25 protein-coding genes and 2 tRNA genes are annotated in these 25,424 nt (G+C 35.5%); 14 read left to right on the top strand and 13 right to left on the bottom strand.

What is annotated here, in order from left to right; all coding sequences use genetic code 11:
• Nucleotides 1-366 carry a BlaI/MecI/CopY family transcriptional regulator gene (locus tag BFP75_RS04865; RefSeq protein ID WP_099543848.1) on the bottom strand — a complete coding sequence of 122 codons (366 nt, stop codon included), beginning with the start codon at nt 364-366 and terminating at the stop codon, nt 1-3.
• Between the two features lie 137 nt (nt 367-503).
• Here BFP75_RS04865 and BFP75_RS04860 point away from each other — a divergent pair, with 137 nt between their 5' ends.
• Entirely contained in the window at nt 504-1,094 is a 591-nt protein-coding gene (locus BFP75_RS04860) for a PhnA domain-containing protein (protein WP_099543846.1), read from the top strand.
• A gap of 33 nt (nt 1,095-1,127) precedes the next feature.
• Here the strand turns inward: BFP75_RS04860 and BFP75_RS04855 are convergent, their stop codons facing one another.
• Complete coding sequence (locus BFP75_RS04855; protein WP_099543844.1) at nt 1,128-2,522, bottom strand: dipeptidase; 1,395 nt, start codon at nt 2,520-2,522, stop codon at nt 1,128-1,130.
• A gap of 361 nt (nt 2,523-2,883) precedes the next feature.
• Between BFP75_RS04855 and BFP75_RS04850 the strand changes: the two genes are divergently transcribed.
• Nucleotides 2,884-2,965 (top strand) — tRNA-Leu (locus BFP75_RS04850).
• 320 nt (nt 2,966-3,285) lie between these two features.
• Here BFP75_RS04850 and BFP75_RS04845 read toward each other — a convergent pair.
• A tRNA-Phe gene (locus tag BFP75_RS04845) sits at nt 3,286-3,370 on the bottom strand.
• A 15-nt stretch (nt 3,371-3,385) separates the two neighbouring features.
• Entirely contained in the window at nt 3,386-5,758 is a 2,373-nt protein-coding gene (locus BFP75_RS04840) for a DEAD/DEAH box helicase (protein WP_262497600.1), read from the bottom strand.
• Between the two features lie 944 nt (nt 5,759-6,702).
• Between BFP75_RS04840 and BFP75_RS04835 the strand changes: the two genes are divergently transcribed.
• From BFP75_RS04835 to BFP75_RS04800, 8 genes are all read left to right on the top strand, one after another.
• Nucleotides 6,703-7,047, top strand: coding sequence for a single-stranded DNA-binding protein (locus BFP75_RS04835; RefSeq protein WP_099543840.1), 345 nt, complete (start codon nt 6,703-6,705; stop codon nt 7,045-7,047).
• Nucleotides 7,048-7,123: 76 nt separating this feature from the next.
• On the top strand, nt 7,124-7,573 hold the full coding sequence (locus BFP75_RS04830) for a JAB domain-containing protein (protein WP_099543838.1): 450 nt from the start codon (nt 7,124-7,126) through the stop codon (nt 7,571-7,573).
• Nucleotides 7,574-7,582: 9 nt separating this feature from the next.
• Nucleotides 7,583-7,780 carry a hypothetical protein gene (locus BFP75_RS04825; protein WP_099543836.1) on the top strand — a complete coding sequence of 66 codons (198 nt, stop codon included), beginning with the start codon at nt 7,583-7,585 and terminating at the stop codon, nt 7,778-7,780.
• 429 nt (nt 7,781-8,209) lie between these two features.
• Complete coding sequence (locus BFP75_RS04820) at nt 8,210-8,590, top strand: BfmA/BtgA family mobilization protein (RefSeq protein WP_099543834.1); 381 nt, start codon at nt 8,210-8,212, stop codon at nt 8,588-8,590.
• Nucleotides 8,591-8,601: 11 nt separating this feature from the next.
• Nucleotides 8,602-9,633, top strand: a complete 1,032-nt coding sequence (mobB, locus tag BFP75_RS04815; RefSeq protein ID WP_099543832.1) for a MobB family relaxase — start codon at nt 8,602-8,604, stop codon at nt 9,631-9,633.
• A gap of 5 nt (nt 9,634-9,638) precedes the next feature.
• On the top strand, nt 9,639-11,219 hold the full coding sequence (locus BFP75_RS04810; protein WP_099543830.1) for a type IV secretory system conjugative DNA transfer family protein: 1,581 nt from the start codon (nt 9,639-9,641) through the stop codon (nt 11,217-11,219).
• A 204-nt stretch (nt 11,220-11,423) separates the two neighbouring features.
• Nucleotides 11,424-14,528 carry a class I SAM-dependent DNA methyltransferase gene (locus BFP75_RS04805; protein ID WP_099543828.1) on the top strand — a complete coding sequence of 1,035 codons (3,105 nt, stop codon included), beginning with the start codon at nt 11,424-11,426 and terminating at the stop codon, nt 14,526-14,528.
• A gap of 3 nt (nt 14,529-14,531) precedes the next feature.
• On the top strand, nt 14,532-15,152 hold the full coding sequence (locus BFP75_RS04800) for a hypothetical protein (protein WP_099543826.1): 621 nt from the start codon (nt 14,532-14,534) through the stop codon (nt 15,150-15,152).
• A 7-nt stretch (nt 15,153-15,159) separates the two neighbouring features.
• Here BFP75_RS04800 and BFP75_RS04795 read toward each other — a convergent pair whose 3' ends face one another.
• The 9 genes from BFP75_RS04795 to BFP75_RS04755 are packed head-to-tail and all read right to left on the bottom strand — an operon-like array spanning nt 15,160 to nt 22,381.
• Nucleotides 15,160-15,522, bottom strand: coding sequence for a hypothetical protein (locus tag BFP75_RS04795; RefSeq protein WP_099543824.1), 363 nt, complete (start codon nt 15,520-15,522; stop codon nt 15,160-15,162).
• A 7-nt stretch (nt 15,523-15,529) separates the two neighbouring features.
• Nucleotides 15,530-16,360: a DUF4138 domain-containing protein gene (locus BFP75_RS04790; RefSeq protein WP_099543822.1), complete on the bottom strand. Its 831-nt coding sequence runs from the start codon at nt 16,358-16,360 to the stop codon at nt 15,530-15,532.
• Entirely contained in the window at nt 16,357-17,286 is a 930-nt protein-coding gene (gene traM, locus BFP75_RS04785; RefSeq protein WP_099543821.1) for a conjugative transposon protein TraM, read from the bottom strand. The genes BFP75_RS04790 and traM overlap by 4 nt, the downstream gene beginning before the upstream one ends.
• Complete coding sequence (locus BFP75_RS04780) at nt 17,276-17,890, bottom strand: conjugal transfer protein TraK (protein ID WP_099543980.1); 615 nt, start codon at nt 17,888-17,890, stop codon at nt 17,276-17,278. Before BFP75_RS04780 ends, traM begins: the two co-directional genes overlap by 11 nt.
• An 11-nt stretch (nt 17,891-17,901) precedes the next feature.
• Complete coding sequence (locus tag BFP75_RS04775; protein WP_099543818.1) at nt 17,902-18,744, bottom strand: hypothetical protein; 843 nt, start codon at nt 18,742-18,744, stop codon at nt 17,902-17,904.
• A 2-nt stretch (nt 18,745-18,746) separates the two neighbouring features.
• Nucleotides 18,747-19,337 carry a conjugal transfer protein gene (locus BFP75_RS04770; RefSeq protein ID WP_099543978.1) on the bottom strand — a complete coding sequence of 197 codons (591 nt, stop codon included), beginning with the start codon at nt 19,335-19,337 and terminating at the stop codon, nt 18,747-18,749.
• A gap of 46 nt (nt 19,338-19,383) precedes the next feature.
• Entirely contained in the window at nt 19,384-21,786 is a 2,403-nt protein-coding gene (locus BFP75_RS04765) for a TraG family conjugative transposon ATPase (RefSeq protein ID WP_099543816.1), read from the bottom strand.
• Nucleotides 21,773-22,057, bottom strand: a complete 285-nt coding sequence (locus tag BFP75_RS22285) for a hypothetical protein (RefSeq protein ID WP_099543814.1) — start codon at nt 22,055-22,057, stop codon at nt 21,773-21,775. The genes BFP75_RS04765 and BFP75_RS22285 overlap by 14 nt, the downstream gene beginning before the upstream one ends.
• A gap of 36 nt (nt 22,058-22,093) precedes the next feature.
• The gene (locus BFP75_RS04755) at nt 22,094-22,381 is read right to left on the bottom strand and encodes a hypothetical protein (RefSeq protein WP_089369763.1); all 288 of its coding nucleotides are present in this window, start codon (nt 22,379-22,381) and stop codon (nt 22,094-22,096) included.
• A 189-nt stretch (nt 22,382-22,570) separates the two neighbouring features.
• On the opposite strand from BFP75_RS04755, the gene BFP75_RS04750 reads away from it, so the two are divergent.
• The 4 genes from BFP75_RS04750 (at nt 22,571) to BFP75_RS04735 (ending at nt 25,407) form a co-directional block, all read left to right on the top strand.
• A complete protein-coding gene (locus BFP75_RS04750; RefSeq protein ID WP_089369762.1) occupies nt 22,571-23,203 on the top strand; it encodes an N-acetylmuramoyl-L-alanine amidase in 633 nt (210 codons plus the stop codon).
• A gap of 236 nt (nt 23,204-23,439) precedes the next feature.
• Nucleotides 23,440-23,811: an ArsR/SmtB family transcription factor gene (locus BFP75_RS04745; protein ID WP_099543812.1), complete on the top strand. Its 372-nt coding sequence runs from the start codon at nt 23,440-23,442 to the stop codon at nt 23,809-23,811.
• A 10-nt stretch (nt 23,812-23,821) separates the two neighbouring features.
• Nucleotides 23,822-24,418 (top strand): mercuric transport protein MerTP, encoded by a 597-nt coding sequence (merTP, locus tag BFP75_RS04740; protein WP_099543810.1) that lies wholly within the window; start codon nt 23,822-23,824, stop codon nt 24,416-24,418.
• Nucleotides 24,419-24,429: 11 nt separating this feature from the next.
• Nucleotides 24,430-25,407, top strand: a complete 978-nt coding sequence (locus BFP75_RS04735; RefSeq protein ID WP_099543807.1) for a YncE family protein — start codon at nt 24,430-24,432, stop codon at nt 25,405-25,407.
• Nucleotides 25,408-25,424: the final 17 nt, after the last annotated feature.

Below are 25,424 nucleotides of genomic sequence, written 5' to 3'. Positions count from 1 at the left end.
CTATTTCTTTTGAATTTCTTGGTCTATTAATTTTTTGAGCTCCTCCAGTTCCAACTTACTAAGGTTAGTCTCTTGCGTGAAAAAAGAGGCAAACTGTCCAGGACTATTATTAAAAAAGTTCTTTATAAGTCCGTTTACATGATTGGAGAAATAATCTTTCTTTTTCACTAAGGGAAAATATTCCCTTGATCTACCTAGACTTTTATATGCAACAAAGCCTTTGTCCGTCATTCTTTTAAGAAGCGTAGCCACGGTAGTAGTGGCGGGCTTTGGTTCTGGATAAGCATCCAGCAAATCTTTCATAAATGCTTTTTTCTGCTTCCAGATAATATTCATCAGTTCCTCTTCAGTTTTAGATAGCTGCATTGCATAAATATATTATTATACTCTACAAACATAGAACAAATATTTTAATTCTACAAGTGTAGAGGATGATTTGTTTCGTGTTTGAAATCTGAGTTGCTAAGTTTTGTCTTAAGTTTGCCTTTGTCAAAGAGAACGAAATGGGCTTATTGGAGGAATTACAGGAAAGAGGCAATTATAAATGCGAATTATGCGGTTCCACGGAATCATTGGAGATATATGAAGTTCCTCCTGTCTCAACTGGTGGTATAGATGGTAGTCTTCTGGCTTGTGAGACCTGTATAGATCAAATTGAGTCCCGAAGCCTCGGGACGGATGCTATGGAACCCAATCATTGGCGCTGTCTTAATGATAGTATGTGGAGCGAGCACGATGCGGTAAAAGTGGTTTCCTGGCGCATGCTTTCGCGCTTAAAATCTGAGGGATGGCCCAAGGATTTGTTAGACATGATGTATTTGGACGATGCCACATTGGCATGGGCAAAAGCTACTGGAGAAGGGCTTTTAGAAAGTGAAAAGATTATTCATAGAGATGTTAATGGCGTTATTTTGAAAAATGGCGACAGTGTGGTTTTGGTAAAAGACCTCAAAGTAAAGGGGTCCAGTATGGTGGCCAAACAAGGAACCGCCGTGCGAAGGATATCACTTGATAGAGAAAATGCTGAATATATTGAGGGTAAAGTAGACGGTCAGCAAATAGTAATCATTTCGAAGTTTGTGAAGAAAACGTAGTTGTTCATAGTCGGACAATAGAGTTTTTTACCATCAACCATCAACCATCATCTCCGTAAAATACTCATAGAAATACGGTATCGTTTCAATACCCTTTAAATAGTTCCAAACCCCAAAGTGTTCATTTGGAGAATGGATGGCATCGCTATCCAGACCAAAGCCCATTAAAATAGTTTTACTTCCCAATTCCTTTTCAAAAAGGGATACTATAGGAATGCTGCCGCCACTCCGCTGTGGTACCGGTTTTTTACCAAAAGTTTTTTCATAAGCTTTGGAGGCTGCCTGATAGCCAATAGTATCTATCGGTGTTACATATCCTTGTCCCCCGTGATGGGGCGTAACCTTGACTTTTACTCCTTTGGGAGCAATGCTCTCGAAGTGATTTTTGAATAGTTCCGTTATTTCTTTCCAGTCTTGATTTGGCACTAACCGCATGGATATTTTTGCGTAGGCCTTGCTGGCGATTACAGTTTTAGCTCCTTCTCCAGTATAACCTCCCCAAATTCCGTTCACGTCCAAAGTAGGGCGGATGGAATTGCGTTCGTTGGTGGAATAACCTTTTTCACCATATACCGCCTCAATGTCTAAAGCTTCTTTATACGCTTTTAAATCGAATGGAGCCTTTGCCATTTCTGTCCTTTCTTGTTTTGACAATTCTTCAACCTTATCGTAAAATCCGGGTATGGTTATATGATTGTTCTCATCATGCAGGCTGGCAATCATCTTGGCCAAGATATTAATGGGGTTGGCCACGGCACCGCCATACAAACCGGAATGAAGATCTCGATTGGGTCCGGTTACCTCGACTTCCACATAACTTAAACCTCGAAGACCCGTGGTGATGGAAGGAACATCATTGGCTATCATTCCGGTATCGGAAATTAATATGACGTCATTTTTTAGTTTTTCCTTGTTTTCCGAAACATAGGTGGCCAGATTATTACTGCCCACCTCTTCTTCGCCTTCGATCATAAATTTGACATTGCAGGGCAATTGGTCGGTTTTAACCATGACTTCCAATGCCTTAACGTGCATATACATTTGACCTTTGTCATCACAGGCGCCCCTCGCAAAGATTGCACCTTCAGGGTGTAGTTCCGTTTTCTTGATCACCGGTTCAAATGGGGGAGAATTCCATAAATCCATTGGGTCAGGGGGTTGTACGTCATAATGCCCATAAACCAGAACGGTAGGGAGATTTTTATCGATAATCTTTTCACCATAAACAATAGGGTAACCATTGGTCTCGTGTATTTCCACGATGTCACATCCAGCATTTTCCAAGGCCAGTTTTACGGCATCTGCCGTATCCAGTACGTCCTGTGAGAAGGCGGAATCGGCACTAATGGAAGGAATTTTTAGGAGTTCAATGAGTTCAGTAAGAAAGCGGTCTTTGTGATTGGCGATGTATTCTTTTACGTTTTTCATTTAGATTTTTTGGATAAACTACCTAAAAATACAAAAAGCTCGAGTTTAAAGATTGAAACATCCATTGTAAATTTTTAGGTACAAAGCGGAATGATAGGTGTGGATGTTAAATCTGACCTTCGAAAAACCATAAATATAAATACATGAAAATTTAGAGAATTGAAATTTTGCTTTATATTTGCATCCCGTTTTAACGGAAATGTAGTCGTGGAGGTCCTGATATCTATCGGGAGATAGACACGAAAGTTTAGGATCTTAAATTTATAGATCAAAATTTATTGAAATGCAGGCGTGGTGGAATTGGTAGACACGCTAGACTTAGGATTTAACCAAGTATAGGTTCTTAAAATATTGTTAAAATGCGGGCGTGGTGGAATTGGTAGACACGCTTGACTTAGGATCAAGTGCCTCACGGTGTGAAGGTTCGAGTCCTTTCGCCCGCACAAAAGCCGAGGAGAAATCCTCGGCTTTTTTATTTTTAACAAGGGAATTTCTTCAAGATTTTAAGCCTTGGGTACAACATAGGTACAACATTTAAGTATTTTAAGAACTTCATTTGTATTGATAATGATTACTTCCATTTAATCTCAAACCTTATTAAATATTACAGCTATTAATAGATTTTAGTGAATAGCATCTACATTCAATATTCGATTTAAGAAATAATTCCTAACAAAAAATTGAGAACATTTAGTTCATTAGTGGTGCTTCTAGAACCAACAAGCCCGCAAATAAATTGCGGGCTAAAATACTTACGTATCTGCGGATAGAGAGAGATTCGAACTCTCGGTACAGTTTCCCGTACGCCTGAGTTTCAATCAGGAGCCTTAGACCACTCAGCCATCTATGTTTTGACCCGTAGTCTATCCTTTCTTTGAATAAACTGGCTTGAGATAACTAGTTCTAAAACCATTGGGCGTTAAATTATGTATTCCTAATAAGTTTGCAATTTCCTTCGTTGTAGCAGCTGTAAACCCCGAATTATTGATTCCATCAACAAATCTTCTTAAATTATCCTTCAATAAATTTAAAGATTCTTCATCGATGACACGGGTGTTTTCGCTTGTATTTACATTCCAACCTTTAATGTTTGGCGGTTGCAATGTAACCAAATTATGATTAGCTGCTGGTCCGTATAAATTCTTAAACCACTCACCAGAGCCTAAAAGTTGATTGATATTGTCCCTTGTTATAATATCGTGGATGGCTCTGGATTTTGCTTCGAGAACTAAGTAATGCTGGTCGGTCATCACCCATAGAACATCTGGTCCATTTCCAAATTCAGCTTCTGGTTCTTGTGCATAAAAACCAATTAAACTTCCAATTTCTGCCAATGCATTTTCAAACTTTGTATGCGGTATGTCTTGACTAAAACTAAGGTTTTCAAAAAGACTTTCAATATACATTTTAAAGTCTTGGGTTGTTTCAAAACGTTTAACAAAATGAAGAACTTGTATAGCTTGTCCTTCGCTAGCGGTAATCTTTGTATAGCTATGCCCATTTTTGGACTGAAGCATATGAGAAGTTGTTTGCGCAGCCTTTAATTGTAAATCATTAGATTTGGGAGCGTTATCAAGAAATAAATAATTTGCGGATTTTTCAAAGTACCAACCACGCTGTTTGGAAGTTAAATCAACCGAGTCAACAATATCATCTAAAATAAGATTACTTGCGCCCTCATAATCCCTTCTTCTGTATTGTTCGATAGCTTTTGACTCTACATCTGCAATTTCCAAATTTTTCAATATTCGGTCATCTGTTTTATCGACTTCGATTTTGGATAAGATATCTGAGTGGTATTCCCGCCAACTCATATCTTGCACCAAGCATAAATTTGCCGTTTCTTTAATTGTTTCTAGAGCATTGTCTTTTGATTCTTCATCTAATAAAGAAAGTCCTAGTTTAAGCTGTTCTCGCGTAACAGGTGTGAAATATTGAAGGTTGGATTTATTACCCACAAATTGCAATAGGTCTTTTCCCATAAGAAAGACAGTACAGTAATCACTTCCAGACCGTACAGCTCTACCTAATCCTTGTTCTATTATCTGTGCTTTTAGTGATGCTTTGACAGATTCTAAACGGAGTTCTGCATATAGCTGTTCGTAAGAGCTAAAAGATGGATAACCATCAAGAATGAGTACTCTACACATATCCCCATTTAGGTCAACCCCATCATATCTGTTGACTAACACATAAAACAACCCTTTTTTTTCTTTTAATTTCCCAATGTCCGTATTTATACTATCATTTTTTAAAATTTCAGCCCCAATATCTTCCCACTTAACAGCTCTTTCTGAGGAAGGTGTCAATACCATTACATTAATTCCAGATTTAGAATAATCTCTTGCTAAAGTCATTATCTGCTCATCGACTATTCTGGAATCAAAACGTTGCGGAGCAAGTATTAACCGTTGACCAACATCTTTACGGTCTTTTGGTATCAAAGCATTTTTGATGCTGTTTTTGTCGATTCCCAAGTCTTTAATCAAATCTATCTGGTCTTCAAATGTGGCAGATAAAATATATCTATGTTTGGCCTCATTGAAGGCTCTTACATTATGAAATGGAACATAAGCTGGTGCTATTTCAATCCCTCTGGGACCAACATAACAATCATAAGATTTAAGGTCGTCCGCAATTAATCCCCATTTGAAAAACAACTCGTCGTCATCACTAAACTCACCAATGAGTTCTATTAATTCATCATTACGTGAAAGCCAAGACCAATAAGGAACTTTCAATATTTTAGCATACGGGTCGCCCTGTATCAATCTGTGATAAGTACCTGGAGCTTGATATTTCAAATCGCCTTTGAATAACTTCAATAATCTCTTTGCTAAATCGTGACCAAATGGAATTAGTAATGTAGTTGCATCTCTAGCTATATCCAAACAGACGTGTGCATCATCGAGAACAATAGAACCAACATCAATATTGTCCCTCTCAAAAATTGAACGGGAATTGAATAATTTTTGGAATGTACATAGAAGTATTGCTTTCGAGTTTAAAAAGTCATCGGGAAACACACTTCTTTGTCCTGCATATTCTACTTCACAAACAGGTATTCCATATAAATTTGCTTGAATCTTCGCTTGTTCTAATAGTTGCTTATCAGGGCATAAATATAAACTAGGTCCAACACCTTCAACCATTTTCGAATACAACATTAAAAGGCTAACCAAGGTTTTTCCAGAACCCGTATTCATTTTGCAAAGCACATCACGTTGTTCTCGTATTTTATGTCAAGAGTTTAAAACCTCTTCCTGTATTCCACGTAAATAAGCATATCCTTCCTTATGGAACAAAGTTTGGAAAAGTTCAATTGGTTCAAAGTTGAGTTTCTTTGGGGTAGTATCTTCTAGTTTTTTCTTAAAAATATTCATTAATAATCAGATTCTATTGGCTTGATAATGTAATAAAATTTAACATATAACTATAAGGAATATTTATTTTGTTTTGAGAAAATTTTATCTGAACTGAAATGACTAATAAATAGATTCAGAAATTTCATAACCCACTCAGCACATTCCCCTTCATTCCACGAAAAGCTACATTTCGGAAAAAGAGCTTCGCTACATAAGTCTTGGACACAATCCCCAATTTCAGCTTTCCATTCCGTTAACCCTTCCCGATGCTCTGGGAAGGAACACTACATTCCATAGCCAAAATTGTGAATTAAGCCCGCTTGCCAAAGCGGAAAGCCATCACTTCGGTTTTCTTGACAGAATTTGCGGTAAGCCCTTCTTGAGTGCTTCCTCGAAAATTCTTAAAAACCGAACCGCTGTCTTACACATTTTAAGGGGTTTATAATGGATAAAGCCTTTGTTGTTTTTCGGTACAGCGAAAAACAGGCACGACATAACCAATTCTAATTTAACCACAGCTACTTATCTCGCTTAACTGTCGGTACGCTCAAACGCAACTGCGTTTAAAAGAATTGCTAATGCCCTTATGGAACTTATCAAGACTGTACAGAGTTTTAGCGAAAAATAAGGTTTCTACTTCCTTGAAATTCTAAGGAATTTACTACGTTGCAAACACACCTGATTTATTCCCTAAAAGTCTTGACAAAACCCACTCTATCCATTGTGCGGTGCACGAAAGAAAAGAACAAACACCCCTTAAAATTTAATCTGCTTTAAATCAATAGGGGAAATATAAATCACTTAAATATTTTATTATGAGTACTATTAAAAATCACGTACAGTTAATTGGAAACGTTGGACAAGAACCAACAATTACGAACCTTGAAAGCGGAAAGAAAGTAGCCCGTTTTTCACTCGCTACAAACGAGTATTACAAAGACAGCAAAGGCGAAAAGCAAACAGATACAAATTGGCATACAATTGTAGCCTGGGGCAAGACTGCTGAAATTGTAGAAAAGTATGTTGCTAAGGGTAAAGAAGTTGGAATATCGGGAAAACTAAAAACTCGAAGCTATACAACTGATGATAATGAACAACGCTATGTAACGGAAGTGGTAGCCGATGAAATCCTTTTACTTGGAAGTAAAGGCGATAAGTAAACTAAAATGAAAGAGGGCGTAACCGTCGAAAGATGCGCCCTCTTTTTCATTATTCACATTTTAAATACTATAAACAATGAAAGCACAAGTTAACGAAATAAAAATAAGCTACAAAGGTGGATTGAAATCTTCAATGTGGCAGAAAATTAGCAGTTCACAAGATGCAGCTGAACTACTTTATGAAGATTGGGATAAAGATACCATAGGCATACAAGAAACCTTTAAAGTTGTATTGTTGAATAATAGCAATAAGGTAAAAGGAATATATCAACTTTCACAGGGCGGAATTACAAGCACGTCAATAGACTTGCGAATTTTGTTCGCAGTCATTTTAAAATCTTTATCAGTAGCTATAATTTTAACACACAATCACCCAAGTGGAAAATTACAACCTAGTGATGCAGATAAGAATTTAACGAACAAGATTAAAAAGGCATCTAGATTATTCGACATTACCATTCTTGACCATTTGATATTTGCGCCTAATGGCGATTACTATAGTTTTGCTGACAGCGAAATTTTGTAAAAGACGGCTATGGTATATCTCAATTTTACAGATTTGAGCGAAGAGGCTCAAAACCGACTTTTAGAAAATTCTAAAAAAGATGTGGAACGAAAATTTGGCGAAGCTATTCGCAAATACGTAAAAGAAAACCATACCAATTTTGAAACAATGATTGAAGAAGAAGCGATACGGAATTTGTATTCCTATAAGTTCATTTTTAATATATAATTTTAAAATTAATAAGTAAGCACCTCTGAATTTTTAGAGGTGTTTTTGTAAATAATTTAAATCCAATTCAAGAAAAAAATGTATCTTTACATTGCTGAAATTCAGCGCACAAATTAAAGTAAGGCTATCCACTTTTTGACTTTCGCCGATACCCTTAAACATCTAAATTTAACATACAGGAAAATCATTTTCCTTGAAAATGGCAATCGGCTTTTTAGCCAGATTGTATGGATTTTTGTCCCGCTCGCGGGACGAAAAGGAATAGCAAGAGGGTAACACGCTGCGCGATGTTTCGGATTCCTTTTCGTTTTTAATTACCTGCTAATCAGTTAATTAAATTTATTATAATTTCTAGACAATCAACGATTTGCGACAAACAGGCTGGGAACGCCCATTTTTAGGGAAGATTTTGCGACAAATCGGCGAAATATGGACTCATTTACTGGAATTAGATTTAAAAAGGAAACAGCAAAACGTTTCCAAACATTCTCACGCACTTACTTCAAATCGCACACCGAAGCAATGTCCACAATGCTGGATTTTTTCTTCTACAACGAAATTTCGCCAAAGGAAAAATTAGGACCAACAGGACGTACCATTGAAGCTAAATTACTCAAAAGAATCAATGCGGTCATTGCCATAATGCGGGATGTCGAAAAGACGCAAACAAAACCTACGGTGGCTATGATTCAATCGCTCTTTGAAACAGAAGAACCAGCAAAAAAACCGCTGATTGTAGAAAAGAAATATGCTGAAGAGAAAAAGGAAGTACGCTTTCGCGAAAAGGAAAACCCAAGTAACCAACTATAAATTTTTGAGCTATGTATATTACAATAACACCTCAAAAATTAGGTAACAATTATTCACAAAGTTCGGCTGATTTTGTAGGCTATTTAGAGAAAGAAAATCAAGGCTTGGAACAGCACGATATGGAACACTTTTTCAATCAATATGGCGATGAAATTTCTGCTGAAGAAGTGGTAAAAGAAATTGATGGAAACACCGCAAAATTAAAAAAGAAAGAACCTAAGTTTTATTCGATTACGGTCAGTCCATCAAAATATGAATTACGAAAACTTCAGAACAACAGCCAAGATTTAAAAAGCTACACTCGTGAATTGATGAAGGATTATGTGGCTTCATTCAATAGGGAAATTAATGGGCGACCCATAACCATCGATGACATAAAATACTATGCTAAAATAGAACACCAACGCACATTTAAAGGAACGGATAAGCAGATAAAAGAAAATCAACCTTTTGCTACAAAAATACTTCAGCTCAAAACGGATATCCGAAACATCCAAGAAGGACGAGCTGAAGGGAATATCAAAAAGATGAAAAAGGAAATTGCTAAACTGGAACGCCAAGCACCACATCAACAAAATGGAAAACGGATAGTCCAGGGAATGCGAAAAGATGGAAACCAAAGTCATATCCATATCATCGTGAGCAGAAAGGACGCTTCCAACTCTGTTAGCCTTTCCCCAGGAAGCAAGCACAAAGCTTCCGAAGTTGAAATGCACGGTAAGAATGTGAAACGAGGTTTTGACAGAGACAAATTTTTTGAGAAAGCAGAAAAGACATTTGACAAGACTTTTGGCTACAAACGAAACTTTGCCGAAACCTATAAGGCACGAAAGGATTTTGTAAAAAATCCCAAGCTCTACTTTGCTGCTTTGATGAAATTACCAGCCAACGAAAAAGCATTAGCTTTCAAAATGATTACAAAAACAGGATTACCAATCGTTCCCAGTATTCCAGTTAGTCAAGCACAAATTGCACTTCGGGTTTTCAAACGATTAAGACGTGGTGCAGAGGTGGCCATAAAATCAAGTTCAATAGGAATATAGTGGGTATGCAAATAGACAATCTTATAACGATACTTTCAATCATTGGTTTGACCAGTACTGTTTTCTATGCGATGTTTCGAGTAAGCAAATATGCATTTTTATTAAATATCACTATGCTTTCATTTCTCGTTTTCTATACTTCTGAAGGAAATGAATTAGTATCGATATTACTTTATTTGGTGTGTCCTCTTATGCTAATTAATACAGGACTGTACGTTTTTCTGCATAAAACTGAAAACGCACAAAATGGAAACACTAAATATCAGGTCAGTTTTTCTACGAATAAAGGAAACTTCAAATTAGATAATATTAAACGTGGCGCATCCGTCATCGGATCCGCCGGAAGCGGAAAAACCGAAAGTGTCGTTTATGGATTTCTAAAACATTTCCGGAAAGAGAGTTTTTGCGGAATTATTCACGACTATAAAGATTTTGAGCTGACCGAAATGGCTTATCCACTATTCAAGGATAGTGATATTCCGTTTAAGGTCATTTCCTTCGATAAAATCATCCATAGGGTAAATCCTATCGCACCCCACTATTTAGAGAACGAGGAAAGCGTAAACGAAGTTTCTAGGGTGTTGATTGAAAACCTTTTGGAGCAAAGGGAATCAGGAACGACTGGTACAACAAAATTCTTTAACGATGCAGCTGAAGGTTTAATTGGTGGTTTGATTTGGAAACTAAAAACCGACTATCCTAAATACTGTACTCTTCCACATTTGATAGCTATTTATCAATTATTGGACACAGATAGCCTTATTCAGTTTTTGGAAACCAACACCACGTCGAGAGCAATGGCAGATGCATTTATTAGTGGTAAGGATTCGGATAGGCAGACAGCTGGCGTCAAAAGCACCCTGGCCAATGCACTTAAACGAATTAGCACACAGCGCATTTTTATGGCATTATCCGTAGATGATGTTCCATTGAATATCAATAGCGAAGAAAACCCTGCAATAATTTCAGTAGTAAACAATCCAAAATATGAAACGTCTTATTCGCCTGTAATTGCTACCATTATTCACACCATTACCAAACAAATGAGCGTTCGGAATTCCAAACCTTCTTTTTTGTTGATGGAAGAAGCACCAACAATCCGATTATTGAATATGCACAGAATCCCTGCAACTTTGCGTAGTTATGATATCGCTACTATTTATGTGATGCAGGATAAAATTCAAAACGATATGATGTATGGCGACAAAGCAAGCAAAGCTATATTAAGTAATCTTTCCTATCAATTTTTTGGAAAGGTAAACGACCCTGACACGGCTAAATATTACGAACGCTTTTTTGAAATAATTAAAGACCCTACCAAAAGTATTAGTCGTGGACACAATCTCGATTTTGATACACGTATTACAACTGGAGAAAAAGAAATTCCAAAAATTAGAGCAGATGTTTTCTTTAGATTAAAACAAGGCGAGTTTATTACCTATGCTGATGGAAAGGATAAGAAAGTTCAGTTTAAATTGGCTAACATTCAACGAGAATTACCGATGGTATCAAAACCGTTTTCTCAGGCTGATTTAGAGGCTAATTTTGAGAGAGTTTATGAGGAAGCGAAGTCGATATTTGAGTAACACTTCTGTACTTAAGTTAATTAAGGCCCGAATTATAATATTATTAATGAATTAGTTAGTGAAGCAAATGAATGATTTGTCCAAATTTTTGGAATATGTCCAAATAATAGTAAAACTTCGATTATCAAAATCGCAAAATCATTTGTACCTTTGGAATTAATTTAGTATGTAACTAACTATCAGGTATTTTGGACAACTTTCGATATGATTGATTTTGATATAATAGAAAATTTAGGCTTGGATAAGGCCGTCTCTGTTACTTCGGAATCTAATCAAATCTCTGAAAGTCAGTTAGTTGTAATTAATCAAGTAAAAGACTTCGGTATTGATGAAATTTATTTCAGTACCGACGAAAATCATAATAGTTATCCTGCGGTTTTTTTAAAAAAAGTTAAAAAATTTGATGACCGGGCTCTTCATCAAGTTGCAAAGGCTCAAAAAAAAATCTGGAACTTCAAAAAGGTAATTTTTCTATATGTTTATTCGGAAACTGAAATCCGTATTTACAATTGTGCCGAGAAACCTCTTATAATCAAATCAGATGATTTTGACTATAAGAAGGAGCTTAAAACACTCGAAATAGAGTCTTACAAGTTCTCGGATAAAACCAAGCTCAAACAACTTCAAAACCTCTTTTCCACCATTGCCATTGATACAGGTATCATATGGACATTGGAAGAAGCTTTTGAGATTAGAAAGAAAATAAGTCTTCAACGAAGGGTTGATAAGTACCTTGTAGAGAGCCTTACTTATACTGCTAGGCAACTACAGGCAGAAGGATTAGAAATAAACCTTATCCATAAAATAATAATGCGTTCTCTATTTCTTCTGTATTTAGAAGATAGAGGTGCAACTGATGAAAAATTTTATTCTGAAATAAAGAAAGGTGCAAAGTCTTATTTCGACATTTTGGACAATGCAGATAAAACATATTCTCTTTTTAAAAAACTAGAAGAATATTTTAACGGTAATGTTTTTACTGTAGATAGCAATGAGTCAATCTCTAGGGAACATTTAAAAATTATTCGAAAGTGTTTTATCAACGGTAATGATAATTCCTTACAGCAGAATCTTTTTGAAGATTTACGCCTGTTCGATTTTAGCATTATTCAAATAGAATTGTTGAGTGAAATCTACGAGAATTTCCTCGCTGAAATAAACCCTACTTTAAAGCAAGATACGGGTACTTATTACACACCACCTTCCCTAGTTGAACTCATATTGAATGAGAAATTACCAATCTCTAGGACGGAAAAAGAATTTAATGTTAAGGTATTAGACCCTACTTGTGGTTCGGGGATTTTTTTGGTTGAAAGTTTTAAACGTCTAGTCAAACGTCACGAAAATGCCAATTCAGAAAAGCTGACAGACTTTAATGAGCTGAAGAAGCTGTTGACGGATAATATATTTGGTATAGAGATACACCCTCAGTCAATCAAGGTAGCCGCTTTTAGTCTTTATTTGGCTTTGGTTGATAACCTGAATCCAAAGACTATTTGGCAAAATAAAGACTATCGCTTACCATATCTGATAAATGACCCTTCGGATGATACTCTATTTGAACAGGGCAATAATTTGTTTCGTACAGATACTATAAAGGAGAATCCAGAAATAGAACAAATTGATTTTGATTTAGTGGTAGGGAATCCACCTTTTGGCACTAAGAACCTATCCCAATCTATTCGAGATTATAGCGATAAATATGGGTTCGCAAAGGAGATGGTTCTTCCATTTCTTCATAAGGCGACAAAGTTCTCTGATAATGGAGAAATTGCCTTGATTTTCAATACCAAAATCCTTACCAATACCAAAATAACATATCAAAATTTCAGGAAGTGGCTTTTCAATGAGTGCTATGTAGAGAAAATATATAATTTCTCGATATTACGAAATGCACCTAAAGATTTTGGTGGTCAATTGTTTGGTTCAGCAACTGGACCAATCAGTATTGCATTTTATAGAAAAAGTCAACCTAAGAAAAAATCTGACACAATTATCTATTATGCGCCAAAGACTTACATTAAATCCAATGTTATAGAAGGTGTTAGCATTGATGGCACAGATTTGAAATATCTTCCACGGGAAGAATGCAAAAAACCAACTTCAAAAATTTGGAAAATTGCAATGTGGGGTGGAATTGCAGATATAAATTTGATACAAAAACTAAATGCTTCAGACGGTCTCGAACAGTTTATTTCGGATGAAAAAATTGATAGGGGCTCTGGATTACAGTTTTTGAATAATTCCACTAAAAATCCTAAAGTAGATAATGAAATTCCAAATAGATACATTGCCCCTAAGAATATTAGACGTTACGTTTCACATTCATTTTCAGATTTAAATTCTGGGCTTACTCAGCGGTCAAAAGAAATATATGCTAAGCATTACGGTGTGCAGGTAGATGACTTACCTACAATTAATGTATTTAGACGTGTGGGAGCGAAAAAGACTTATTTTGCACCACATATTCTAATTAAAGAAGGTCTTTCCAACTGGAAAATTTGTGCTTCTTATGAAGATGAAGCCTGTTCGTTTAATAGTAAAGTTCTAGGTCTGAGTCATACTGATTCAAAAGTACTTAAAGGGTTAACGTGTTTTATAAATTCCAAACTTGCTTATTATTATCTTTTCTTATGTTCAGCATCTATTGGAATAGAAAGAGAAGAAATCAAACCTAATGAAGTCTATCGACTACCATTTTCTTTGTCTAAAAAGAACTTATATCATCTTGCTGATATTTACGATAGGATGATAATTGAAGAATCTAAAATTTTTAACACAAATACGAAAAAGTTTGAACAGGAGATTGATAGTTATATATCTAAATGTTTTAACTTTTCAATCGATGAAGGCTTAATTGTAGACAATTTTGTAGAATTTACAATTCCATTATTAATTAAGAGGTATCAATATGTTCTTGGTCCAACTAACAAAGATGAAATTCAAGATTATGCCATAAAGGTTTCGCAGCATTTAAATGACTTTTTACAAAATCAGAATCTCTACGCTAATTGTACCGTTTATGAAAACATAAGACATTTCTCACCCTTAATGATAACTAAGGTTGCGTTTGGAGATTCTGAAAAGGAAGTTTCAATATCTAGTGTTGATATACACGACATATTGCGGGACTTGGATAAAGAATTGTGGCAAAAGAAAGCAACTAACATCTATTTCAGAAAAAAATTAAATTATAAAACAGGCAACGAGATTTTTATTGTTCGTCCCAATCAGAGACGATTCTGGACTCAATCGATGGCGATTGAAGATGCTTCAGAATTAATACTGGAAATCCTTAATGAAGTATAGTAAATGGGATTAAACAAAGTAATAGTTGCCAGCTTCAAAAGAGGCTTTGAAGAAAAATGCTTTCAGCTGATAACAGAATCTTATGTTTCAGCTATGGAAACCAAAGTCATCAAACTCAACTGGGATGAAAATGACATTACTTCGGAATTGCACGAACACATCAAGGAAAATCCAATAAGATTAAAGTGGAGCATCGTTACGAATGTTGAGCAGCATTTACCAAAAGATGATATAGAAAGGGAAAAGGGTTTTGCAGCAAAACTACCTAGAATAGACCTTAGATTGGTAACCATAAATTCTTCCTTAGAGTATGAATACCATATGGAAGCCAAAAATCTTAAAGAAAAAGATTCTGGCTTAAAACGACGTTATATTGATACTGGAATTAACAGTTTTGTTTCCAAGAAATATGAGAACGGATGCCTACTTGGGTATGTGCTTGAAGGAGATTTGGACAATACTGTGGACGGAGTTAATAAGCTTTTAAAAAAAGACGACAGGCAGCCTGAATTTTTGAAACCCAAACTTTATCACTTACACGATAAATATTACGAATCAGAGCACCCTGATGATATGGTAATAAGACATTTTATGTTTGATTTTACCACTTTGAATAGTGCCTAAAAGTTTATTAAAAAGGCCCTTTTTCCCTCGGACCTTTGCTAGTCACTTTCCATTCGTCATTTTCCTTAACGAGCTTAAAGATACCTGACTTTCCATCAAAAGACGTTTTGTATTTTACCCAAGCAATCTCACCTTCAATAGCCTCATTCAAAATCTCTACTTTGATTTCTTTGTCTGACTCTGGAATCATATTTTGAACCGTAATTAAACTGGCATATCCATCTGATGTTGTATACTTTTTTAGAGCTGACTCATCTTTTGTGAAAAAACTTTCAGCAACAATTTGTGCTGTTTCGGTGTGTGACATATTATTATTTCCTGCGCAGGAAATAAATAGAAGTACGATTGAGCAAATGAGTAATCTTTTCATAATATTATTAATTTGGGTTATTGATATATCTATGTGATATATTCAGTTTTATATTGCGTTCGCCATCATTCTCATTCAATTCCAAAATTGCCCTACGGTCATTCGATAACGAAAATTTGGGCATTACATAAACAAACCGTACCATTTTACCTTCTGCAATTTTTGAAGGCAGATAGTGCTTGTAAATAGGTTCTTGATACAAACTCTGTAAAGATTTCTTTTTCCCTTTTTGTCGAGTCTCGATGGAGAGGTTCAAAAAATTCAAATCGTAATCCATCGTAGAATTATTCTCAATCTGGATAACGAAGTAGAGTTCTTCTTTATCAAAAACAACATTTTTAACATTCAAGACAATGCCTTGTGTTCGCTTCTTAATCCGACCAATACGCTGGTTTCTGTTAAGAAGATAGGAGCAGAATTTTTGATAATAGTAGGTTCTGTTATCTATATTTTTTTCAGAAGTTACAACCTGAATCGAATCGGTTACAATTGGTTTTTCATTCCCTATACTATTTGATAATGGAATGAAATAATTGAGCTTTGACAGCTGCTTTTTATATCTTACAATATACGAAAAAATTGTGCCATTTCTGTTGATTACCAGCAGATTACTTTCTTTACCAGGCTTTGCCTGAAGTAATCCGAAATACTGTTCTTTTTCACGATTGTAGGTAAAGACGAAATTATCTGAACCAGTTATACCCTGTCGTATGGGTTCTGGGAAAAATAGCGCAACATTTTTAGTGTCGTTCGCATAAATTGTGTCTAGTACTATGTCTGTTTGCGCTTTTGCAAAAGCGGAAATCAATGATATCAATAATAAAAATAGGGTTTTCATAATTTTGGTTTTAGAATTAATCTGTAGTTGTTAAGCACAGTTACCTTCACGCTTCTATTACGACGTCTAAATACCTGTGTAATGCCACCCACTTGTGGAACAGTTGGAATGTTGATATCACCTATAACATCATCCAGTACTTCCGTGGTAGCCTCTGCACGAAAATTGTTTTGCACATAGATACCTTCGCTACCATCCAGTAAATCGAAAGCTTTAAGTTTCGTCGGATGGTGCTTTATGTTTTCAATCTCGATTAAAGCACGATTGGGCTGAAAACTGATAAACCCAAAAACAAGTGTATTCTTAGGCATCAACTTACCGTTAATAGTCGCTGATTTAGTAAGGCGCATTCGTAATCGAGTATTTGCTTTGACAACCTGGTCACCATCTACAACCACATAAATAGTTGCATCTGTATTGCCTATAATCGAAGTTTCATTGGGTTTAGGCGAAGCGGCAAAGAACAGTTGATGTTCCAGCCCCAATTCTTTAGCCTCAATTTTTTGTTCTCGTCTTATTTCGGCAGAATCTATTTGCTGGATATTGTTTTGAGCAACTTTCTTTTGTCCAAGGTTTTGATATTTCTTTTCAGAGTACTGAATCTTACCAGCATCATAAATACTATCTACAATGCGTTCTTTTTCCCGTTCCGGAAGGTCAGGGTCATAAAAGCCCAAGGAATCAATCAGTTTTTCGTCATAGATGCTGGGTGCATTATTTTCTCGTACTTCCTTTAAATCATTTATGGCATCCAATTTTGAATCATACTCTTTTTGGTTCTCATCTAAATCGGGTATCAAGGTCTGTTCAAGATTTTCATTATCACTTTCGTCATCGCCCATTACCATCATAGAATAGGATATCAGGAATATGAAAATCACAACCAATACAGCTGCAAATACAATTTTATTTTTTTCAACTTTCATCGTTTATTTTTTTTAAGGTGTTCTCGAAATAGTTTGTAATCAACAATCCGTGGGGATTGCTTGGAAAGTTTCGGTCAACTGGAATTAAGTTTCCACTAGAAACAAGTTCGTAGGTATCGATTATTGAACCTCTATTGATTTCAAAAATGGTAACGGTTCTGAAGACGTATGTTCCGTTTTGTTCTTCGATTTGTGAATCAATACTCAGTACTTTCTGAACTAGCGAATATTGTAGCAAACGGTTATAGACACCATCCGCTTTTTTCTGGCGGTAGAGATTGTCCACAGAACTATTGCCCAGCCATAATGCCTTTTCCAAATTGCGTTCATAATTACTGGCATCGATGTTATAGAAATAGTTATGGAACAAATCCAAATGTGCGAGAGCTTCTACCTTGAAGTTTTCTTTTTGTGTGACGAGCTTGAGGGGAATAATACTTCCATCAGTATTAATGGCAAAGGCACTATTAAGAGTTTCTTTATTCGTTTTATATACCATCAATAGTGAAAAGGTACTGGATAGCATTGCAAAAATGACAACTGTCAACACGATAAATCTGTTCAATTTTAAGACTGCGTAGATATTTTTGTAAGGTGTTTTCATTTTCATTGGAATTAACTGGTAAACAATCTGAGGGTAAATGATGTGGCACGTTTGTATAATTTGAATTTTAGAAAAACAATGAAGCCAACTGAACCAAGTTGAACCACAGGTGCAAAAAAGCCCTGGCCAACATCTGTCCCAAAAAGGTTTGTCCAGAAGTTCGTATTGATTTCAGTATAGAGTGCATTTACAAATACATTGACCAAAAAGAAAGCCGGCACCAACATATAAACGGCAGCGTACAATTTGAAAAATGTATAGGCAAGCGAACGGAATTTTTCAAAAACCGCCAGACTTATTACGAGTGGGAAAAAAGCTTGCATTATGCCTAAGAGGAAATAGCGTTCGGCAAGAAATAGCGGGTAGATGAACAAGTCTAAAATCCAAAGAAACAGGCTAATGATAAATGCGAATATTTTGAAACCGTAAAGAGGTGTTACCAAAGCTTCGTATAACAGTGTCATTGCCGCTTGTGCAACCTCGATGATACTTACATCCTCTTCAATAGGAATATCCTGCATCTGTAAAGGCAATAAAGCTGGTGCTGTACCACGATATTGCGCTTCAATAGAAACTAAGATGCTATCGAAAAAGCCCAGGACCAGTGTTGAAAATATGACCAGAAGAACGACTGCAAAGTTCTTGGTCAATTCCCCTGGGCTCAATCCCCAAGTATAACCGTCTTTATCCGCAATGCCCTCATTGTATTTTTTTAGGATATTGACTAGAAAGAACAAAACAGCGAGCGTTTTCATTCCTGCAATAGTATATTGCGAAAAACTGCTGTTCTGTATGGTTTGAAACACCGCATCAACGTATTCCAGTCCAATTCCTAAAAGTATGGTTGCGGTCATTTTTAATATTCTGTTTCTCGGTTATTTACTTTATCCTGCATTTTTCTGAAGGAAATGATGTCACGATAGCGCTTAGTTTTTGTCTTTATATTGGAAACCATTTCCTTTGATTCCTGTTCTTTTTGCTTTAAGACTTCAGCACGTTCGGCATCGGACATTTTTAGATTATCGCTGGATAAAATTTCACTCATAAAATCAACCGTGTCCAAAGAGTTTTGGACTATGGCATCAAATGATTCCGCAACCCTTGTAACTTCCTCTGGTTTGATGTAAGGCGAGTTTAAAATATCCTGCAAATCGTTTTGCATTACGTTGATAAGGCGTTGATTGTTCTGGGCAATTTCCTGTACAGCTCTGAGCTGTTGTACCACACTTGATACTTTCTCGATACTCTCTTTTGCATCTTTCAAGAACTTTACGGACTTGATAAGCTGTGAGGTCTGTTTTGCAGATTCCACAAGCGATTTTACCAAGCTTACAAAGTTGGTATTGTCATAAACTGGCATTCCTTGAGCGGTAGCACCGCTAGGCAGTAAAAGGCCAACCGTTAAGAATAGCCCGAACAAGATTGTTTTGATTTTTGTTTTACTCATTGTAAAAAATTTGTTTTGGTATTCGTGAATCTTCGATTTCATAATATTATGTTTTAGATGTGAATTTTTTAATAGCCAATTCCATATCATTGGTCTTTTCATAAATGGCCATTATGGCCTCGTTTTCCTGTCCGTCGGTTAGGTAGGCTGCGTACACTTCTTTGGGAACTTCCAGCCTAAAAATGTTGCTTTCCTTTCCTATTTTGATGAACATTTCGGTATACTTCCGTGGTCCAGAAAGATTGTTTTTGATGGATTTTAATTGGTTTAAATCGTGGCTGGATAGATTGAGTCTTTTGACCAGTTCGTCATAACCTTTTTCATTGTTTAGGCTATAAATGACCTGTGTATTTTCTAGTATGCTTGCCGATGTTGAATTGTTGGGAAGCTGATTTATGGATTGAAGAATAATGCCTATCGCACCATTCTGTTTACGAATCGCTTGATAGTAGAATTCCACACTTTCCAATACGTTTTCAAACTTCAATTGCTTTGCAAACTCATCGAAAAGGATAATGCCTTTTTCAGCTCTGTTTTTCCAAATAGTTCTTTGGATGGCTGACTTAATTAGTTTCAACATTACTGACAGGATTTCCTTGTTATCCTTTACTTCATCGAGCTCAAAAACAATCAGTCGTTTATCCTCAATTTTATAGGTCTGGTCTTCGCTTACTTCAAAAAGGAAGCTATATAGACCATCGCCGACATATTCGGACATTACGTGCAAGAAGCTTGTAATATTGAAGTAGTCGGGATGGATTTTTAAGGTGTCCAGAAGGTCTTTCTGATTCCTCTCTATAAAGTTGTAGAAACCATCCAGCGAATGATTTTTTGTAGTGTTATTGTAATAATGGCGCAATATCTTTTTGACCGAAACCGATTGTGCTTTGGTAACTTTTAAGTCTGAAGCAAACAATTCAAACAGAAAGACTGATAAATCTTCCAAACGTTCAGGTGTCAGGTCATTTGTATCACTTATATAAAAGGGATTGATACCCAAGTTTTTGCCACTTTCATAGCGAAGCACAGTATATTTTTCGGGATAGAGTTTGGCAAATTTGGTGTAGGATCCGCCGAGGTCTATAATAACCAGGCGGACACCACTTTCAAAATACTGGCGTAGAATGTTATTTGCCAAAAAGGACTTGCCCTCACCTGTTGGGGCAAAAATGGCAAAGTTTCGTGCCTTAATGCGCTTCTTGCGCTCGTCCCAAACATCCTTTAGAACTGGAACGTTATGTTCCCTATCATTAAAGATGATTCCGATGGCATCGGAATTGTAATTGGTGTTATTAATGAAAAGGCATAAGGCGTGTTTTAAATCAGTAACATATAAATCGTTGTTTGAAAAATTGGATGAAAAACAGCAGTAACTATTTAGTATATAGTTCTTCCGTTCCTCGCCTCTGGGGTAGTATGGAATAATGTCTAGTTCCTTAAACTCGGTCTTTATTTTTGAACCAATTCGACTTAAATTTTCTGGGTTCTTGTCCCAATAGATGATGTTTAAATGACCACGAATAATGCGTGCATTATCATCAGCGTTGATTTGGTCAAGGATATGCTGAATTTTACCGAGGACTACTTTATTCTGCGAACCGAAGTTGGAACTTTTGTTGAGTTCCTCAACTTTCTTATCAAGTAGTTTACGCCACTTTTGTTTGTCATCCAGATATAAGATTTGATTGACGATATGATTTTCATTAAGCGTAAGCCCTAAGCCATCAATAAACCCTTGATGAAACACAAAATCGTCAGAAGTGAATTTCTCATTGGTTTTGCTACTCTGTACACTTTCGCCAAAGCACAGTTCGCTATTGATAGCCAGGGCATCAAAATGGTTTTCGCCAATATTGACGCTTTTTTTATCTAATATGATATCAGTATCAAATCCATCATTAAAGCCATTGAAATAGCCATTGGTTAACTGCTTTATGTCGTGAGCGTTGAGCGAAACAAACTTCATTTTACGACTATTGTTTATGAAGGAAACCGAATCACTAACAGAACCGATAAAGCTTTTAATGTTGTCATCTAATTGTTGGACAATCCCCTTAGAAACTTTTCGGAAAGGGTTGACATATTTTGAATTGTTTAGTGCCTTGTTCTTAGTGAGCGTAAAGAACAAAAAGCAACGATGTTCCATATAATCACGTCCTTTAAAGTGGTCGTGCGTAGCCTTTTCTAAAAACGTTCTATTGGGAAGTGCTTCTGAAGTATAGGTCTTTTTAAGGTAGATGTCCTGTTTTTGGACTACTGTACCAATAGGCAATGATTTCAAAGCCTGAAACCAGGCACCGTGTATGTCCTCAAAGTCTTTTTCAGATAAGGAATAAATCTCTGGTAACGTTCCTTCATAGCACAGGACTACATTGCCATTATTGGCAAATATGATATTGTCTTGAATATCTGCAATAGGTTGATATGCTGAAAGATTAATCTTGTTCATAGTTGAAGCCAGAGTTTCTTTTGTTACTTATTATTCTTGGAAAAGCCTTAGCCATCTGAAAAATTTGTGGGTTATGTGTTATTCTCGTTAAGGCTACGTACAAGGCAGCATTAAAAACGAGTATTCCAATTATTATCCCGAAGCTGAAAGAGAAGATTATGATGAGCAGCGAAGCCAAAATGGAAACCATCATTAACGCAAACAGGGAAACAGGCAGCCCAAAAATGACTGCCCTTTTCCTAATGTTTTTATAGACCTCGTATTTCTTCATACAGCTATTCTAATAAAGCCCTCGATGAGGGTTCATTTATACTACGATTCCTATTAAGTATGTGAAGATGCCAACAACTGCGCCAGCAATCAAAACAAACACAAGCACTCTGGTAATCCCTTTTTTAAGGTCTGCATTTTCCCCAAAGAAATGCCCTGCATTAAAAAGAAAGCCAACTAGGAAAATGACACCCAATAAAATTGGAAAAATGGTTCTGATGGTGTCGCCAACATCATTAACGGAATCTTCTATGCCACCAATTTGAGCGAAAAGCGAAGTGGATAAGAGCGAAAGAACTGATGCTAAATAGTGTGATTTTTTCATAATAAAATTGTTTAGATTTTCGTGTTGTTTTCGTTGTTAGAAATTTACATATATTTGTTTATAAATAACTGAAAATCAAATATTTGTGAATAAAATATTTTTTGAAATCAATTGAATTTAATTGCTATTATTTGGTATCAAATTCTATGAGTTTTTGAAGGAAAGTTGTTGATAACCTGAAAATTGAAAATGAAAAAAGTGCTCAAAAACGTCAGTTTTGTCTTTTTGCTTCTAAAAATGTGTATCTTTTTTGGACAAGAAACGAGTACTCAAAAACGAATTGTAATTGACGTTGGACACGGTGGAAAAGATTTTGGTGCAATAGGTATAAATGGCATCAAAGAAAAAGATGTTGTAATGAGTATTGCAAATGCCATTTTGAAGCTAAATAATAATTTAGAAAAGCCTCTGGATATTTATTTAACCAGGTATAATGATACACTTATTTCGCTATCGGATAGAACGAAGCTAGCCAAAGCTCTAAAAGCTGAAGTGTTTGTTTCCTTGCATTGTAATCATTCGGATAATCCAAATGCTAGGGGTATTGAAGTTTATGTTTCAAAAAAGCAAGCGGAATATTCTAAAGAATCTGTTTATGTCGGCTATCAAATTGAAAAGACGCTTTGCAAAGAGATAGGATATGAGAGTAGAGGTGTAAAGTTTGCAAATTTTCAGGTGCTTCGAGAAACAGTATATAATTGCGCTTCGGTTCTCTTGGAGCTGGGTTTCTTATCTAATAAAGATGAAGGCGGTTATTTGTCAAATTTCGCAAATATAAAATTTATGGCATTGGCCATTTTACTATCCATACAACAGCAATAGCATTATGAAAGATATTTTTTTAGAGTTAACCAAAAGTTTAAAAGCTATAGTAATACAATTTATTTCAGAAGTGATTTTGTTATATAAATCTTTCAGAAATTAGATTATTTCTGCATATCGCCAGCACTTTTATCAAAAGTAACTAAACTAAAAATTATCTCAAATTGATATTTATTATTTAAGTATTTGCTTAAAGAAGTAATTAATTATATATTTGTGCGTCTAAAGTAAATAATATGAAACTTGAAATAACCTGTACAAGAGCAGAAGCCAACCATAAACAGTTATTAAACTGTATGTCAACATTGGCAAGTATGGACATAAACTTTAAAAAAATTTCTAAACTATTATCCATTGCTGGAAATGAGGTACGCTTAAAAATTCTCTACCTTTTAGAAGAAGAAGGCGAAATGTGTCCTTGTGATTTAGCAGACATTCTAAAAATGAGTGTCCCTGCTATATCTCAACATATTCGTAAAATTAAAGATGCCGGAATTATTACATCACGACGCGACGGCCAAACGCTTTACTACTCATTAAATAGTGATGAAACGATGCTATTTGAAAGTATTTTTAAATCCATAGAATTAATTAAAAAAATCGCATAATTTTTAAAAAATGAAAACAGAAAACACATCAAAAAATGCAGCATATACAGGTCTGTTTGCTGCTATTGCGGCATCATCGTGTTGCATACCACCAGTTATTGCATTAATAGCAGGTGTAGGAGGAAGTGCATCAGCATTATCATGTATGGAACCCTTTAGGCCTTATTTAATAGGTTTGGCTGTAATAGCTATTGGGTATGCCTGGTATACTTACTTAAAGCCCAAAAAAGCCGATGACTGTTGCGAAGTTGATGCAAAACCAAAATGGTATCAAACCAAAGGCTTTTTAATTGGCATAACATTATTTGCTGTAGTTTCAATTGCATTTCCTTATTATTCTTCAATTTTTTACCCAGACAATAAAAAGGAAGTAGTTGTTGTAAGCCAATCTGATATTCAAACAGTTAACTTCGATGTTAAGGGAATGACCTGTACGTCTTGTGAGGAACATGTTAAACATGCCGTTAATGAATTAGAAGGTATTGTTAATGTAGCTGCTTCTTATGAGAATGCTAATGCCGAAGTGGAATTTGACAATACAAAAACCTCTAAAGAACAAATTGAAAAAGCAATTAATTCTACAGGGTATAAAGTAATAAACAAATAAGTGTGGTATTGATGAGAAAGTTTCTTTACCTATTAATAATGACCATATTACTCACTTCTTGTAAGGAAAAACAAAGAGTAGCTGATACGACTATTATTGAGGGTAATACTGTTGATAATAATACCAGTTCTTCGGTTGTATATGTAGGCAAAGGACCTGATGCGCTATTTTTAACACCTGATAAATCCTTTTTATATGTTGCAAATGTAGAGGACACATTAATTTCAGTTATTGATACCCAAACAGATAAAGTATTAAAAAACATAGAAGGCATAAGGTATCCTTGGGGTTTTGCTCAGTTAGCAGAAAGTAATTTACTTGCGGCGAGCGGTTATGATAAGCAAGTTGTTATAATTGATTCTGACAATCATACGATTATAAAAGAGAAACTATTTGAAACTCATATAGGTGGAATTACTGCAAATAAAAAAGGAAATTTAATATATGTAATAGCTATAGATGACAATAAAGTATTTCAATTGGAAGCTACTACTCTCAATATATTAAAAACATTCTCTACAGGAAAAGGACCAGACGGAATAGGTATCTCTGAGGATGATTCAAAACTGTTCGTTACCAATACAGAAGATGGAAGCATTTCTGTAATTGATATTGAAACAGGAAAACAATCTATTATTACAACAGGAGGAAAACCAGAACTCATACACAGCAACGAAGACCGTTCGCTATTATATATAAGTAATTTCTTTGGAAACAAAATTCATATTATAGATACCAAAAACGGAGAGATTGTAAAGGAAATAGAAAACATAAAAACACCAGAAGAAGCTGTCTTATCAGAAGATGAAAATTTGTTATACGTTGTAAGTTTTGATTTGTCCGAAGTATACGTGTATGATGCAGTTTCACTCAAAAAGAAATCAATTTCATATAAAACAGGTAATAAACCGATTGGGGTTATACCTATTGGCAGCAAATTATATGTCTCTAATTATGGAGACAATTCAATATCAATAATCAATAAATAATCTTAAAGTATATAGTT

This window comes from Maribacter sp. 4G9 (assembly GCF_002742265.1).
In the GTDB taxonomy this organism is placed as follows: domain Bacteria; phylum Bacteroidota; class Bacteroidia; order Flavobacteriales; family Flavobacteriaceae; genus Maribacter.
Note: the sequence above shows the minus strand (reverse complement) of the source record. Positions and strands in the feature narration are given on the sequence as shown.

Bases quoted from the DNA above. Each gene is read 5' to 3' on its own strand.
- BFP75_RS04865 (WP_099543848.1), bottom strand. From the start codon at position 366: ATGCAGCTATCTAAAACTGAAGAGGAACTGATGAATATTATCTGGAAG.
- BFP75_RS04860 (WP_099543846.1), top strand. From the start codon at position 504: ATGGGCTTATTGGAGGAATTACAGGAAAGAGGCAATTATAAATGCGAA.
- BFP75_RS04855 (WP_099543844.1), bottom strand. From the start codon at position 2,522: ATGAAAAACGTAAAAGAATACATCGCCAATCACAAAGACCGCTTTCTT.
- BFP75_RS04835 (WP_099543840.1), top strand. From the start codon at position 6,703: ATGAGTACTATTAAAAATCACGTACAGTTAATTGGAAACGTTGGACAA.
- BFP75_RS04830 (WP_099543838.1), top strand. From the start codon at position 7,124: ATGAAAGCACAAGTTAACGAAATAAAAATAAGCTACAAAGGTGGATTG.
- BFP75_RS04825 (WP_099543836.1), top strand. From the start codon at position 7,583: ATGGTATATCTCAATTTTACAGATTTGAGCGAAGAGGCTCAAAACCGA.
- BFP75_RS04820 (WP_099543834.1), top strand. From the start codon at position 8,210: ATGGACTCATTTACTGGAATTAGATTTAAAAAGGAAACAGCAAAACGT.
- mobB (WP_099543832.1), top strand. From the start codon at position 8,602: ATGTATATTACAATAACACCTCAAAAATTAGGTAACAATTATTCACAA.
- BFP75_RS04810 (WP_099543830.1), top strand. From the start codon at position 9,639: ATGCAAATAGACAATCTTATAACGATACTTTCAATCATTGGTTTGACC.
- BFP75_RS04805 (WP_099543828.1), top strand. From the start codon at position 11,424: ATGATTGATTTTGATATAATAGAAAATTTAGGCTTGGATAAGGCCGTC.
- BFP75_RS04800 (WP_099543826.1), top strand. From the start codon at position 14,532: ATGGGATTAAACAAAGTAATAGTTGCCAGCTTCAAAAGAGGCTTTGAA.
- BFP75_RS04795 (WP_099543824.1), bottom strand. From the start codon at position 15,522: ATGAAAAGATTACTCATTTGCTCAATCGTACTTCTATTTATTTCCTGC.
- BFP75_RS04790 (WP_099543822.1), bottom strand. From the start codon at position 16,360: ATGAAAACCCTATTTTTATTATTGATATCATTGATTTCCGCTTTTGCA.
- traM (WP_099543821.1), bottom strand. From the start codon at position 17,286: ATGAAAGTTGAAAAAAATAAAATTGTATTTGCAGCTGTATTGGTTGTG.
- BFP75_RS04780 (WP_099543980.1), bottom strand. From the start codon at position 17,890: ATGAAAACACCTTACAAAAATATCTACGCAGTCTTAAAATTGAACAGA.
- BFP75_RS04775 (WP_099543818.1), bottom strand. From the start codon at position 18,744: ATGACCGCAACCATACTTTTAGGAATTGGACTGGAATACGTTGATGCG.
- BFP75_RS04770 (WP_099543978.1), bottom strand. From the start codon at position 19,337: ATGAGTAAAACAAAAATCAAAACAATCTTGTTCGGGCTATTCTTAACG.
- BFP75_RS04765 (WP_099543816.1), bottom strand. From the start codon at position 21,786: ATGAACAAGATTAATCTTTCAGCATATCAACCTATTGCAGATATTCAA.
- BFP75_RS22285 (WP_099543814.1), bottom strand. From the start codon at position 22,057: ATGAAGAAATACGAGGTCTATAAAAACATTAGGAAAAGGGCAGTCATT.
- BFP75_RS04755 (WP_089369763.1), bottom strand. From the start codon at position 22,381: ATGAAAAAATCACACTATTTAGCATCAGTTCTTTCGCTCTTATCCACT.
- BFP75_RS04750 (WP_089369762.1), top strand. From the start codon at position 22,571: ATGAAAAAAGTGCTCAAAAACGTCAGTTTTGTCTTTTTGCTTCTAAAA.
- BFP75_RS04745 (WP_099543812.1), top strand. From the start codon at position 23,440: ATGAAACTTGAAATAACCTGTACAAGAGCAGAAGCCAACCATAAACAG.
- merTP (WP_099543810.1), top strand. From the start codon at position 23,822: ATGAAAACAGAAAACACATCAAAAAATGCAGCATATACAGGTCTGTTT.
- BFP75_RS04735 (WP_099543807.1), top strand. From the start codon at position 24,430: ATGAGAAAGTTTCTTTACCTATTAATAATGACCATATTACTCACTTCT.